Source organism: Proteus appendicitidis, assembly GCF_030271835.1.
Taxonomy (GTDB): Bacteria; Pseudomonadota; Gammaproteobacteria; order Enterobacterales; family Enterobacteriaceae; genus Proteus; species Proteus appendicitidis.
Window position 1 is genome coordinate 2,009,047 of the sequence record NZ_CP127389.1, and the last position, 14,725, is coordinate 2,023,771.

Annotated in this window: 14 protein-coding genes; 4 read left to right on the forward strand and 10 right to left on the reverse strand. The window is 38.3% G+C overall.

Annotation, left to right across the window (positions count from 1 at the left end; translation table 11 throughout):
* Window positions 1-9: 9 nt before the first annotated feature.
* The 8 genes from QQS39_RS09390 to QQS39_RS09425 all read right to left on the reverse strand — a co-directional run bounded on the left by QQS39_RS09390 (window position 10) and on the right by QQS39_RS09425 (window position 7,940).
* Window positions 10-447, reverse strand: coding sequence for a tripartite tricarboxylate transporter TctB family protein (locus QQS39_RS09390; protein ID WP_285805846.1), 438 nt, complete (start codon window positions 445-447; stop codon window positions 10-12).
* A gap of 31 nt (window positions 448-478) precedes the next feature.
* On the reverse strand, window positions 479-1,423 hold the full coding sequence (locus QQS39_RS09395) for a tripartite tricarboxylate transporter substrate binding protein (protein ID WP_285805847.1): 945 nt from the start codon (window positions 1,421-1,423) through the stop codon (window positions 479-481).
* On the reverse strand, window positions 1,423-2,667 hold the full coding sequence (locus QQS39_RS09400; RefSeq protein WP_151435169.1) for a PfkB family carbohydrate kinase: 1,245 nt from the start codon (window positions 2,665-2,667) through the stop codon (window positions 1,423-1,425). Before QQS39_RS09400 ends, QQS39_RS09395 begins: the two co-directional genes overlap by 1 nt.
* A 313-nt stretch (window positions 2,668-2,980) precedes the next feature.
* Window positions 2,981-3,295, reverse strand: coding sequence for an AzlD domain-containing protein (locus QQS39_RS09405; protein ID WP_151435170.1), 315 nt, complete (start codon window positions 3,293-3,295; stop codon window positions 2,981-2,983).
* Window positions 3,292-4,005, reverse strand: coding sequence for an AzlC family ABC transporter permease (locus tag QQS39_RS09410; protein WP_285805848.1), 714 nt, complete (start codon window positions 4,003-4,005; stop codon window positions 3,292-3,294). The genes QQS39_RS09405 and QQS39_RS09410 overlap by 4 nt, the downstream gene beginning before the upstream one ends.
* A gap of 89 nt (window positions 4,006-4,094) precedes the next feature.
* Window positions 4,095-5,099: a LacI family DNA-binding transcriptional regulator gene (locus QQS39_RS09415; RefSeq protein WP_285805849.1), complete on the reverse strand. Its 1,005-nt coding sequence runs from the start codon at window positions 5,097-5,099 to the stop codon at window positions 4,095-4,097.
* Window positions 5,100-5,162: 63 nt separating this feature from the next.
* A complete protein-coding gene (locus QQS39_RS09420; protein WP_285805850.1) occupies window positions 5,163-6,569 on the reverse strand; it encodes a sucrose-6-phosphate hydrolase in 1,407 nt (468 codons plus the stop codon).
* Window positions 6,570-7,940 (reverse strand): sucrose-specific PTS transporter subunit IIBC, encoded by a 1,371-nt coding sequence (locus QQS39_RS09425; protein ID WP_151435173.1) that lies wholly within the window; start codon window positions 7,938-7,940, stop codon window positions 6,570-6,572.
* A gap of 655 nt (window positions 7,941-8,595) precedes the next feature.
* Here QQS39_RS09425 and dmsA point away from each other — a divergent pair.
* From dmsA to dmsD, 4 genes are all read left to right on the forward strand, one after another.
* Window positions 8,596-11,034: a dimethylsulfoxide reductase subunit A gene (dmsA, locus tag QQS39_RS09430; RefSeq protein WP_285805851.1), complete on the forward strand. Its 2,439-nt coding sequence runs from the start codon at window positions 8,596-8,598 to the stop codon at window positions 11,032-11,034.
* A gap of 11 nt (window positions 11,035-11,045) precedes the next feature.
* Window positions 11,046-11,663 carry a DMSO/selenate family reductase complex B subunit gene (locus tag QQS39_RS09435; protein ID WP_151435175.1) on the forward strand — a complete coding sequence of 206 codons (618 nt, stop codon included), beginning with the start codon at window positions 11,046-11,048 and terminating at the stop codon, window positions 11,661-11,663.
* 1 nt (window position 11,664) lies between these two features.
* Window positions 11,665-12,522 carry a DmsC/YnfH family molybdoenzyme membrane anchor subunit gene (locus QQS39_RS09440; protein ID WP_285805852.1) on the forward strand — a complete coding sequence of 286 codons (858 nt, stop codon included), beginning with the start codon at window positions 11,665-11,667 and terminating at the stop codon, window positions 12,520-12,522.
* Window positions 12,523-12,697: 175 nt separating this feature from the next.
* On the forward strand, window positions 12,698-13,309 hold the full coding sequence (gene dmsD / locus QQS39_RS09445; protein WP_151435177.1) for a Tat proofreading chaperone DmsD: 612 nt from the start codon (window positions 12,698-12,700) through the stop codon (window positions 13,307-13,309).
* Window positions 13,310-13,411: 102 nt separating this feature from the next.
* Here dmsD and QQS39_RS09450 read toward each other — a convergent pair whose 3' ends face one another.
* Window positions 13,412-13,873 carry a nucleoside deaminase gene (locus tag QQS39_RS09450; protein ID WP_151435178.1) on the reverse strand — a complete coding sequence of 154 codons (462 nt, stop codon included), beginning with the start codon at window positions 13,871-13,873 and terminating at the stop codon, window positions 13,412-13,414.
* Window positions 13,873-14,559, reverse strand: a complete 687-nt coding sequence (locus QQS39_RS09455; RefSeq protein WP_151435179.1) for an ankyrin repeat domain-containing protein — start codon at window positions 14,557-14,559, stop codon at window positions 13,873-13,875. The genes QQS39_RS09450 and QQS39_RS09455 overlap by 1 nt, the downstream gene beginning before the upstream one ends.
* Window positions 14,560-14,725: the final 166 nt, after the last annotated feature.

A 14,725-nucleotide genomic window follows, 5' to 3' on the forward strand; every position in this document is an offset into this window, starting at 1 on the left:
GTTCTCTATTTATGAAAATAGCTGAGGTAGCGGTACTAACAGTACAGCGGTAAATAAGTAATACACACCTAACACCACACTGGCTGAAATAATAAAACTGTATATCGGTTTTGTTGTTGCATATTTCATCATTAACGGTGCTGTAATAATTAAACCCGTTAAAATAAAACCTAAATAATTTGATGCAAAAACATAAAAAAGAATAATACCAATAATTAATAAAACGAATTTTATTTCATGCCATGAAATTAATGGAATATCACTTTCTTGATTACGTGAAAATATATCTATTAATGAGAATATAATCATGCCACCGCCAATAATAGAAGGCATAAATGCGGCACCATATTCACTAAAATCACCTAATGAATACGCACTATAAACAATAAGAAATAAACCAAAGCAACAAAATATTAGCGATAGAATATGACGATTTAGCATAGGCATAAAAACGGCTGTTGTTCAGCCGTTTCCTCAGTTATTTCTTTATAATTTCGCCAAACTTTTTATCTTCATTGGCCATAAATTGAGTGGCATCATCGCCATATAATTCGATAACTTCAAACCCTTGTTTATTTGCAAACTCGGCTAATTCACCAGATGCGTACACCTTTTTCATTGCAGCAGTGAGTTTATCTTGCACTTCTTTATCTAGCCCTTTTGGCGCAACTAGCATATTCCATGCTTGTAAATCCCAGTTATAAGGTGTGGCCTCTTTAAATAATGGTACATCAGGATAAAAAGCCGATTTCTCATTTGACATAATTGCCATGTGCTTCACTAATCCTGCTTTTACCATACTGTCCGCTTCGCCTAATGAAGAGGTCACAATATCAACACCACCAGAAGCAAGCTCCTGTAATGCAGCACTTGCACCTTGAGATGGGATAAAACGAATGGCGTTATCAGGCAATCCTGCAGCACGCAACATACCAATAGTATTGAGATGCCAGATTGAATTTAAACCACTGCCGGATGCTTTTAATTTACCCGGATTTGCTTTTGCGTAATCAATAATTTCCTGTACATTTTTAAATGGCGAAGATTTCCCCACCTGCAATCCACCATAAATAACAGCAAGACGTGTAATCGGTGTGTAATCTTGATAAGTTAAATTTGTCATGCTTTGATGATGCATCATGGTAATTTCAACTGTTGCAATCCCCAGAGTGTAACCATCAGGTTTTGCATTTTTAATAGCATCATGACCTACCACACCACTGCCGCCCGTTTTATTTACCACATTAACAGTCACGCCTAATTCTTCTTGCAACCCTTTAGCCGCTAAGCGTGCAACTGTATCAGTATTACCTCCAGCAGCCCAAGGAACAACAATCGTAATCGGCTTTTCAGGGTATTGAGCAAAAGCCGGAAGTGTAAAAATGGAACTGCATAGGGTAAATGCCAGAAGTGTTTTTTTCATTATATGCACCTTTTCTCATTGCAGATTATTTGTGGTCGAATATCTTCGAGCCTTGATTTAAGGCGAGCCTGAACTTGAGAAAGTACAGGCATTGCTGTTACACCTTTTTGTTCTATAAATGCAGAGAGGAAAGCACTGGCAAATAATACACTCTCATGCATTGTGCCTCCTGCCGCTATTTTTGAAGCGAATGCGCCATTAAAAGCATCCGTGGCTGCCATCGTATCTACTCGTAACGATGGCATCGGGGGAATATGAAATGTGGCTCGTCCGTCAAAATAGACCACGCCAAGCTCATCCATATAGATAATTACTTTCTTGTTTTCATCACCTGAAATAACACCAATAGCATGTTTAGCGTCATTAATATCGTTTATTTCAATGCCAGCCCAATGTGATGCTTGATTCGCATTTAAGGTAATAAAATCAAGATTTGAATAAAGCTGCTTTAGGTTTTCGTTATAAGGCGCAACATTCAGCACCACGGTTTTATTAACTGATTTTGCAAACAGTGCCGTTTTAATATTGGCTTCTATATTAATTTCACCTTGGAGCAATAACACATCAGCCTCACTTACATAAGGTAAAGAAATATCAATCTCTTGATCTGAGAATGTATTGTTCGCCCCTAAATAAGTTGCTGTAATATTATTTTGTGTTTTATCTGCTAAATAACTAATTGAACTGCCTGTTGGCTCTATGTCTGTTTGAAAAATAGTGAAAGAATCAATTCCACTTTCTTGTAAATATTTATAAGCATATTTACTAAAATGATCTTCACCAACTTTTGTTATTAAATGCACTTTCGCATCAGAAAAACTGGCAGCTATTGCCTGATTTGTTCCTTTGCCACCGGGACCTATCGAATTGCTTTTAGAATTAATTAACTCACCGACTTTTGGAAAAGAATCAACATTGGCAATAATATCTACCACAAATGACCCAAGTACACAGACTTTGCCTTCTGGCGTTCTATCTTTACGTTCTCTCACGATTAATAGATCGTGCAATAAACATGAAATATCAAAACTATCACTAAATTTACTTATTTTTTTAATTTCTTGTTTCCCTAGTATGGCGCCACCATGACAACGTTTGATCAACCCTTCTCCTTCAAGGTATTTCAAATCACTGCGAATAGTTTCCAATGTGACACTGAATTTTTCCGCAAGTAGAGCCACTTTAACTTTCTTTTGTTCTCTGATGATGGTGTAAATTTCCTGCCGCCGTTCTTCTGAAAACATATAAAGTGCCTCCGTATCATTGATAACGAGAATAAGGAGATTCAGTCAGTGATTCTGCGATGGTATTCAAAACAAAAAACCAAAAGCAAAAGCAAAACCAAATCAAAGCAATTTAGATCACATTTTTTTAACACAACATCAATTGCTATACGTTAAAAATGAGAGGTGAAACGAGTCGAATAAAGAATGGTAATGAAGAAAAGAGAGGTAGGATCAGCCGTTCAAAGACGGCTGATAAAATAATAACTTAGATAGTTACAGTAATGATAGTTTTAAAATGTAAATATCATGTTAAATAAAATCACTTTGGTATTTAGTTTAACAAAGCATTAAGCAGATAAAAGCCCACTAATGTCAGCAAAACCACGACTAAGGTATTTCGTATTTTAAGCGCTAACCCTATACATAATAAGGTTCCCCAAAGATAAGGATTATCTAAAATACCTTTAAATTCGCCTTTTTCTAACAGCACAATAGGTGCGCAAATTGCAGTTAATAAACAAGGTGCAGAATATCCTAATGCCTGTCTGATCACTGACGGTAATTTGACGGGGATCGCCGGTTCAAGAAAGAAATAGCGCAACATGAAAATGACGAGTGCCAAAATAAATAGTAACGACCATGTCATTTTTGTTCACCTCTGACTCTAGCAACACAAACAGCGATAAACATGCCTGTTAATCCACCAATAACTACGCCACCTTCTATATTCAACCAACTGAAAATAATCGATAGGCAAAAAGAGACAATAACGCCAACTAATGTACTAAATGTTTTTATTAACGGAATAACAATTGCCAATAATGTGGCGACAATAGAGAAATCAAGATGGTAACGGGATAAATCAGAAACTTGGCTTGCCATAATAATGCCAACAATACTGACAGCAACCCACGCTAAATAAAAACATAATCCCGCGCCAATCATATAGGCGGGTGTTAGTTTTACTTTAGGTTGTGCTGAAACAGCAAAGAGTTCATCCGTTAATAAAAAGCCTATTGTAATACGTTGATACCATTTTAAATGGGCAACATGAGGACGTAAGGTTAGCCCGTATAAAAGATGTTGTGCTGTAATAAAAAAGACAGACACAATAATGGTCAGCATTCCTGCACCAGAAACCACTAATCCTAAAGTAACGAGTTGTGCTGCCCCTGCAAATATAATTGCAGACATTCCGACACTTTGTGCAAAGGTTAACCCTGCATCAACCGCCATTGAACCCGCTAATATTCCCCAAGGAATAACCGCAAGGCATAAAGGTAAAACATGCAAAGCACCAAGGCCAAAAGCACGCATTACTTGCCTATCTTCATTATTATTTTTTATTTGTTCCATTTACCTGTCTTCACTTTTAATACATTAATTCTATAGAGAATAATTATCAGTCAGTAAAGATAAATGATATTGCATAAAATTGCTCAATCTTATTTATGTCGTTGGTGTATTTTTGCTGGAACAAAAATTTGATGGGTTCCTAAATTTGTCTGGTTAATTAATCCCATAATCAACCGGAAACAGTGTGAGGCTAATTCGGGGTTATTTTGAGCAATAGTGTCTATTGGTATTGATAATGAATCATAAAGATAGTGATCATCAAAACCTGCTAAATAGACTTCATTTTGCATATGTTTATTTTGACTTAAATAGCGTAATACCCCTTCTAATAAACCGCAGGCAGAAGTAAAAACAAACTTAGGCGCTCGCCCTAAAGAAGCACATAAAGAGCCAAACATTTCATAGCCGGAGCTTGGGTGATAATGCCCATGAATGATCCACTCTGGTTTGATATTCACTTGCGAAAGCCCTTGTGTGAAACCTAAAAGACGATCGTTAGTCGGTGAAAGCATGGATTGTCCACCTAAAAAGTAAAACTCATCAATGCGTTGCGTTGAAGCAATCTCTGCAATAAGTTGTTGCGTTGTGGTAGTTGAATCTGTAACAACAAAAGGAAGTGTTGTCCCTTCAAAATAACGGTCAAATAACACAACGGGAATTTGTTGACTCAAACGTTGATATTCAACATCACTTTGTAAACACGAGGCGACAATCAAACCATCTATTTGTCGTGATAATAGATGTTCTATTACCAGTGTTTCTTGAGCTGCATTTTCATCAGTGCAGGAAATAAGTAACTGAATACCCGCTTCTCTACATAATATTTCTAGCTCATAAGCCACAGAAGCAAAACCATAGTTTGTAATATCAGGAATAACTAATCCCAACGCATAACTACGATTATCACGTAAAGAGCGAGCATGAATATTGGGTTGATACTGATATTGTTCAGCAATAGTCGTAATACGCGCAATGGTATCATTAGAGACGCGCATCTCTTTACCTCGACCATTTAACACTAAACTTGCCGTTGTTTTTGAAACACCTGCTAATTTTGCAATATCGGTGATCGTGATACGTTTTTGTTTTTTCACTGTTATTTTACTTAATGTCACGTTCGCTGAACTTAAACTGTTTTATCGTTTATATAATCGTATTTAACTAACCAATGCATTCTTTAATTGCCACGTTGTGAGTTTTATTGTGTCTTTCCCCAAGAAGCAGACAGTCTGTTTTTCTGAAGGGAAAAAACGACTGCTCATTACACCCGCACCGCCATTAAAGAAAATTTCCACACTTGAGTTATCACATAATATTTGAAGATGTTTTATATCACCAGACCAGAAACGTGATTGCCATTCCCCGTTTTTAACACTACGGCGTTTTAATTCTGCTTGGTTATTCTTAATGATTAAAACCAGAGTATCAGAAAAGTAAATCTCTAGAGAGCCGAATAACGCTATTTCAAGTTCAAACGAAAATTCGTTAATATCCGGTGCATCATCTGCAATGCCTTGCCAATATTGTGCATTTTGTCTGAGTTGCTGTAATTCTTTTACGGGTTGCTGATAAAGTTGCCCTTCTCTTATTTGTAATTCACGAGGACAAGTCATTTGATGTATCCAGCCATTAGCAATAGTGGGTTGATACATTTCCTCTCCATCCGGAACACCCATCCAACCAAATAATAAACGCCGACCATCAACTTGTGTGGTTTGTGGCGCATAAAACTCAAAACCTGCATCAAGCTCGATTAAATCACCATGTTGGAATTGTAAGGTTGAATAATCAAAGCCTCCTATTAAATAAGCACTAGGATGCGAATTTAAAAATCGCTGTTGCTCTTTTTTTATTCCTTGAGGACAAGCTAATAAAATAAAGTGTTCATTAAGTTCAAAAAGATCAGGGCATTCCCACATATAACCCGCATCACCTAACCCACCTAAATGGCTTCCGGCTAATTCACCTATTAATTGCCATTGATATAAGTGAGATGCACGATAGAGTAAAACCTTACCCTGTTTATCTAGAGTTTGCGCTCCTAATACCATGTACCATTTATCGTTGTACCGCCAAATTTTAGGATCACGAACATGCCCGCTATAACCTTCAGGAAGCCCTAAAACAGGTCCTAACTTATCAAAACCACCCTGTTTATTTTCTACGGCTAAACATTGCCAAGCCGTACGAGTTCCATCTTGAAATTTAACATTTCCGGTATAACAAAGCGTTAATTGTCCTTGATTGATCACGGCACTACCAGAATAACAGCCATCTTTGTCATAAAATTCATCAGGCAATAAAGCAATAGGTTGATGTTGCCAAGTAATAAGATCCTTTGAGCGCCAATGCCCCCAACATTTATTTTTATGCTCACAAGATAGAGGCGCCCATTGATAGAAAAGATGATAATACTTACCATCAAAACAAAATCCGTTCGGATCATTTAATAACCCGGTTATTGGAGCTAAATGCCAACGCGGATAATATTTATCCTTTGCTACGTTAGCACTATTACGCATAACCGCTTGTAAAATTGCAGATAACCCTTCGCTTTTTGTCATTTATGCAGACTCCACTTTGTATTTCAGTAAAAGAGAAAGAACAAAAGCTGTTAAGAATGCAATCACTAAACCAATAACATAATTACTAATTGAACCCGCTTGCACAATCGCAATACCTGGAATTGCGGTAAGACCAACCGCGGTCATATAAACATGAGAGCCAACAACCCAAGCTCCACCCGCTGCACCACCAATTAATGCAGCAATAAAAGGTTTACCGTAACGCAAATTAATCCCAAAGATTGCCGCTTCAGTGATACCTAACATAGCGGAGAAACCTGAAGGGATCGTAATTGCTTTAATTTTCGCATCGTTGGTTTTAAACCAAACGGCAATACAAGCTCCCCCTTGTGCAATATTCGCCATTGCCCAAATCGGTAATAAGAAATTAACGCCAATATTAGGATTGCCTAATAAGCCTGCTTCAACCGCATGAAAACTGTGATGAATTCCCGTAATAACAATAACAGAATAAAGACCACCAAAAATAAGCCCCGCAATCCATCCTGCTTGCGTAATTAACGTACTTAATATTAATGAAATACCATCACCTAAAAGGCGACCGACAGGTCCAATAACTAATAGCGCAACAAAGCCTGAAATAATTACCGTTAAAAATGGCGTGATAATTAAATCGAGTGCATTAGGAACAACTTTACGTAATTGTTTTTCCAGTACACTCATAAACCAAACAGCAAGTAAAACCGGGAAAACGGTTCCTTGATAGCCAATCATGGCGACTTCTAATCCAAAAAAATTCATGGTATTAAAACCAGCCGCAACCCCCCACGCGTTAGTTAACGCTGGATGCGTTAAAATTCCGCCTAATGTCGCACCAAGATAAGGATTTCCGCCAAATTCTTTTGCCGCAGTAAAACCAATAAGAATGGGTAAAATAATAAAAGCCGCCGAACTACACATATCCAGCATAATATATAATGCATTGTCAGGGCTTACCCACTGGTTAGTTTTCATTAGCCCCAACAATCCCATTAATAAGCCTGACGCTACAATGGCAGGAATAATGGGCACAAAAATATTAGAAAGCAGTCTTGCTATTCGCTGAAATGGATTGAGCTTTTTAGCCGCAATATTGGCTGCTTCAGATTTACTTGATTCACCAATACCCGCAGCAGCAATAAATGCGGCATGTACTTTATTGACTAACCCTGTGCCGAAAATAACTTGAATTTGCCCTGCATTACTAAAACATCCTTTCACACCCTCTAATTTGTTTATTGCTTCTTTATCCGCTTTTGAATCATCAATAAGAACAAGCCTTAAGCGCGTAGCGCAATGTGCTGCACTTGCGATATTTTCAGCACCACCTAATAAAGGTATAAGTTGGTGAGCAACTTTTTCAATATTCATCATAGCCTCTGTCATTCTTTTTTATTTATGTAGCGAGTATTTAGTTCAATTAAAAAACTAAACCGGTTTAGCTAATAATTAGATTAAATAAAAATCAATTCAAGATAGCAATAAAAACTCAGATAAAGGGCGTTCAATTGTGATCTCAATTACAAAAAAGCACATTTATTAATCATATTTTGACGTTTTTAAATAATTAAAAACAACGAAAAGCTAAACAAATTTTAATTTTTGTTTAGCTAGGTAGGTTAATGAATTGTTAGATAATTATAGCTTCTAAAATTAACTATTGAACTAACAAAATCATATAGATAGAAGCAAGCAAACAGGCTTAATAAATGTTACTGATAACATAAAAAAACTTAACCAATCGTTATGTATTTACTTATATAATGATGTTGGCGATATAATTAAACACAACTAATACATACGCTTAAGGTAATCACAAAAACTGGTAACCATTGTAATAAATCACTTTTCTTTGATGTAAAGCAACTACAAATTTCAGGAAATACGTAGTATCCACACTAACTGTCGGGTTTTGTTGCCCACGTTAAAGTACTTATTTTTTAACAACAATAACAATAATTATTTCTTTATAAGCTTATTAGCTTCTGTTTTTTTCTTAAAATGTTAATAATCAAGTGAGTAATGTATGAAAAACATCAAAGAGATGGCGTTACTTTCCACTCCCTTATCTCGCCGTCGTTTTGTAAAAACAGGTGCAGCGGGTGGTTTAGCGATAACCGCGGGTGGATTATCACTGCCCTTTAATCAAGCCATTGCCTCGGAAACAAAACCAACAGCTAATAGCGAAAAAGTCGTGTGGAGCGCATGCACTGTAAACTGTGGTAGTCGTTGCCCATTACGTATGCATGTGGTTGATGGTGAAATTAAATACATCGAAACTGACAACACTGGCAATGATGTCTACGAAGAATTACACCAAGTTCGCGCCTGTTTACGTGGTCGTTCTATGCGTCGCCGTGTTTACAATCCAGACCGTTTGCGCTACCCAATGAAACGTGTAGGTAAACGTGGTGAAGGTAAATTTGAACGTATTTCATGGGATGAAGCGTTTGATACTATTTCAGACACCATGAAACGTTTAATTAAAGATTATGGTAATGAATCTATTTATCTAAACTACGGTACAGGTACTTTAGGTGGCACCATGACGAAATCTTGGCCACCAGGTGCAACATTAATTGCACGATTAATGAATTGTTGTGGTGGCTATCTTAACCACTATGGTGACTATAGTACGGCGCAAATCGCAGCGGGCTTAAATTATACTTATGGTGGTTGGGCAGATGGTAATAGCCCTTCTGATATTGAAAACACCAAACTTGTCGTGATGTTCGGTAATAATCCGGGTGAAACACGTATGAGTGGTGGCGGTGTCACCTATTACGTTGAGCAAGCTCGTGAAAAATCTGATGCACGAATGATTATCATCGATCCACGCTATACCGATACGGGCGCTGGTCGTGAAGATGAATGGATCCCTATTCGTCCAGGAACAGATGCTGCATTAGTTAATGCATTAGCTTATGTCATGATCAAAGAAGACTTAGTTGATAAGCCTTTCTTAGACAAATATTGTGTTGGTTACGATGAAACCACTATGCCAGAAGGTGCGCCAAAAAATGGTCACTATAAAGCCTATATTTTAGGTAATGGTGTAGATGGTCAGCCAAAAACGCCTGAATGGGCAGCGCAGATCACCGGTATTCCTGCTTCACGCATTGTGAAATTAGCCCGTGAGATTGCAACAGCGAAACCTGCTTATATTACACAAGGCTGGGGTCCTCAACGTCGTTCTAACGGTGAACTGGCTTCTCGTGCTATCGCAATGCTCTCTATTTTAACGGGGAATGTGGGAATTAACGGCGGTAATACTGGCGCTCGTGAAGGCTCTTACAGTATTCCTTTTGTTCGTATGCCAACCTTTACTAACCCTGTTACCACCAGCATTTCTATGTTTATGTGGACGGATGCCATCTTACGTGGCCCAGAAATGACCGCAACCCGTGATGGTGTTCGTGGTAAAGACAAGCTTGATGTACCAATCAAAATGGTATGGAACTATGCGGGCAACTGCTTAGTTAACCAACATTCTGAAATCAATCGTACTCATGATATTTTGCAAGACGATAAAAAATGCGAAATGATTGTGGTGATCGATAACCATATGACAGCATCCGCTAAATATGCCGATATTCTACTTCCTGATTGCACAGCATCAGAACAAATGGATTTCTGTATGGATGCATCAGCAGGTAATATGGCTTATGTTATTTTTGCAGATCAGGCAATCAAACCCCGCTTTGAAAGCCGCAATATCTATGAAATGACCAGCGAAATTGCAAAACGCATGGGGGTGGGTGAAAAATTCACTGAAAACCGTACTCAAGAAGAGTGGTTACGTCACCTTTACGAACAATCTCGTCAAAACTTACCTGAACTGCCGACTTTTGAAGAGTTCCGTGCTCAAGGTATCTTCAAAAAACGTGACCCTGAAGGTCATCACGTTGCTTATCGCCAATTCCGTGAAGATCCTGAAAATAACCCATTAACCACACCATCAGGTAAAATTGAGATTTATTCTTCTCAACTTGCCGACATAAAAGCGACGTGGGAACTTGAATCTGGCGATGTGATTGATCCACTACCTGTCTACTCTGTTGGTTTTGAAAACTATGGCGACCCGGCAATGGAAAAATACCCATTACAAATGACGGGATTCCATTATAAATCACGCACCCACTCAACGTATGGCAACGTTGATGTCTTAAAAGCAGCTTGCCCTCAAGAAATATGGATCAACCCTGTTGATGCGGCTAAACGTAGTATCAAACACGGTGATTTAGTGCGTATTTATAACGATCGTGGTGAAGTTCGGATCAATGCAAAAGTCACACCTCGTATTTTACCGGGCGTTGTCGGCTTAAGCGAAGGTGCTTGGTATAACCCAGACAGTAATCGAATTGATCACGCAGGTAGTATTAACGTGTTAACGACACAACGCCCTTCACCTCTCGCTAAGGGTAATCCTTCTCACAGTAATCTTGTTGAAGTCGTCAAGGCGTAAGGAGTCTGGTTATGTCAACGCAATATGGTTTTTATATTGATTCAAGTCGTTGCACCGGCTGCAAAACCTGTGAACTGGCGTGCAAGGATTTTAAAAATTTATCCCCTGAAGTCAATTTCCGCCGTATTTATGAATATGCAGGTGGCGATTGGACTGAGCAAGATGGTGTTTATACACAGAACGTTTTTGCTTATTACTTATCGATCTCTTGTAACCACTGTGACGATCCTGCTTGTGCCAAAGTTTGTCCAAGTGGTGCGATGCATAAACGTGAAGACGGCTTTGTGGTTGTTAATGAAGAAGTCTGTATTGGATGTCGTTATTGTCATATGGCTTGCCCTTACGGCGCACCGCAATTTGATGAAGTCAAAGGTCATATGACCAAATGTGATGGTTGCTATGAACGTGTCGCAGAAGGCAAAAAACCTATTTGTGTCGAATCTTGTCCACTACGTGCATTAGATATGGCACCTATTGAAGAGTTACGCGCTAAATATGGTGATTTAGCTGAAATTGCCCCACTTCCTTCAGCAAAATACACCAAGCCAAATATTGTCCTTAAATTAAATGCCAATAGCCGTCCTGTGGGTGATACCACTGGTCATCTGGCAAACCCAGAGGAGGTGTAAGATGGTGGGATTGCATGAATGGCCACTAATGTTTTTTACCGTTATCGGTCAAAGTGTTGCTGGCGCCTTTATTATTATGGGATGCGCGATTCTTTCGGGTAAGCTTTCCGCAGAAATGAACCGAAAAGTGCATTACAGCATGTTTGGACTTTGGGTATTAATGGGTATTGGTTTCTTATTATCCATGATGCATATGGGAACCCCATTACGCGCATTTAACTCATTACTTCGTTTGGGTCACTCATCATTAAGTAATGAAATTGCCAGCGGTTCTATTTTCTTTGCACTGGGTGGTATTTACTGGTTACTGGCTGTATTTAATAAAATGCCGGCTGCATTAGGCAAATTATGGGTCGCGTTGGTTATGGTATTAGCCGCATTATTTATTACGGCTATCTCTCGTGTATACCAAATTGATACTGTTCCGACTTGGCATAATGGCTATACCACATTTAATTTTGTACTGACAGCCTTTATCGGTGGTCCTATTTTAGCGGCACTCTTAATGCGTATTGCGGGCTTTAACCTAAACTGCGTCAGTGCATTGCCATTACTCAGTGTTATCGCCATTGTTGTTAGCGCTATTGTGGCAACATCACAAGGTTTTGAATTAGGCTCTATTCAAACCTCTGTACAAAAAGCGGTAGATTTAGTTCCTAACTATGGCACTTTGATGGGAATTAAATTAGTAGCTTTAGTCTTAGGCTTAAGTTGCTGGATTGCTCCACTGTTACGTAAAAATAACCCTTCTGTGGCGTTATTAGCATTGGGCTTTATTTTAGTGTTTGTGGGTGAGTTTATAGGGCGCGGTGTGTTCTATGGTTTACATATGACTGTCGGCATGGCAGTTGTTGGTTAATTAAGTTCTCACCCGGCTAAACCGCTGTAATAGTTAAAAGGCTCACTCTTTTTATCTGTTATAGCGGTTTTCCTTTTATATTACGGTATCGCTCTTTTTTAATCTTCGTCATTATGTTTAGATAGAAAATCGCATATAGTAAAGACAATAAATCTAAGCGGATTATAAAAATATTATGAAACAACAAGTTATTACTGATATTTCTCTTACTGCCCGTATTTTAGGCGCAGCTTTTTATTATGCACCTACTGAGAAAAGTGACATTGTCGAGCTGCTGTCTAGTCAAAAATGGGTTGAAGAATGGCCTTATGGCAGTGATGAAGAAAAGCAACGCATTGCTAGTCTTCTTTCACAAACCACATTAGCGGAAGAAACTTTAGCACAGGCATATCAACGCTTATTTGTCGGTCCTTACGCACTGCCAGCACCACCTTGGGGTTCTGTTTACCTTGATCATGAAAATGTATTATTCGGTAACTCAACATTAGATTTACGTGAATGGATGCTAGAAAATGGCATTGATATTGCGTTAACTCAAAACGAGCCGGAAGATCACTTTGGTTTAATGGTGATGATGGTGGCATGGATTGCAGAAACTCGACCTGAAAAACTAAATGAGCTATTAGCAGAACACCTTCTGCCATGGGCTTATCGTTATTTAGAGAAGTTATCTCTGCAAGGCGCATTCCCATATTATGAAGGTTTAGCCATGCTGGCGACATTAACATTAAAAAACTGGCAATCTTTGTTAAATGTCACCCCTGCTGAAAAGCAGTTATTTTGTTGATTATTAATAAATATTAGAATAGAAAGCCCTAAAAGTATCTATTTATGCAGTTACTTCAATTCTCACTTTTAGGGCTTTTATTTATAGTAATAATTAATCTTTTTAAGATTGTTTTGACCAATACTGATAAAGCTTGGGTTGCATTTCATCCTCCGTTCTTATCTGTACAAATTGAAGACCTTCTTGCTGTTCTGGCACCTTTCTTAATGCTTTAGCAATATTGGCTGTCGATAGTCCGTAAGGCTCTGCATCCTCATTAGAATAGGCATAAAAAATTTTAGAGATCCCCGCCATGCGCATTGCGGCAAGACACATTGGGCAAGGTTGCCCACTGGCATAAACAATACAATCATCTAATTTTGTTCGCTTTAATACTTTTCCAGCTTCCCGTAATGCTAACAATTCAGCATGAGCAGTAGGATCATTGGTCGTTACTATTTGGTTAACAGCACTTGCAATTACTTGACCATTATTCACAATGACTGCGCCGAATGGTCTTCCCCCTACTTTCACATTATCCATTGCAAGCGATATGGCTTGTTGTATAAATTGATTATCTGACATTATTTTGCCCCCGCTTGTTCAAGTATATTAACGATGTTTGTATACCCTTTATCTTTAGCTAAGGTTAATGGTGTGTGGCCAGAGCCATCGGCAAGGTTAACGTTAGCTCCACCTTCAATAAGTAAACTCACAATCTCTTCATATCTTTGGCTACCATCACCTAAAATAATAGCTTCGATTAAAGCCGTCCAACCTAAACGATTAATATGATCAACATCCACACCAGCATCAATCAGTGTTTTTACTGTTTTTACATGACCTCGTTCTGAAGCAGGAATTAATGCTGTTCCACCATAACGATTAATACTTTTAAGCGAGGCGCCATGCGATAACGTTAGTTCTAAGATCTCCTGTAACCCTCTAGCGCCCGAATAAAGATATGGTGAATCATGAATAGCATCACGGGCATTAACATCTGCGCCATGCTCAATCAGATATTTCGCAACCTCAATTTGGTTTGCATGTGTGGCTGCCATAAGCGGTGTGCGTAACTTTAGATCACGTTGTTCAATATTTGCACCTTGTTCTATTTGGCGTTTTAACTCAGATAAATTTCCTTCTTGTGCCAATGTAACTAAGTATGCCTTATCAGAATTTGCCATCGCTTTAACCATAAAGAGAGATGAAATCATTAACAGGCTTAAGAAGTATAAAAACCATTTAGCCTTTAGATAGAGGGTGTTCATTCAAAATCTCCTAGAAAGTGCTAATTTCCACTCATTTAATTAGTATACTCTTTGAACTCACCCTCATATCTAACAAAGGTATGACATTAATTCAATAAATCAAAGGGTAATAAACCACCTATTAAGTCATTTTTATACTTTTTTTACACTTATCACTACTCTTTTA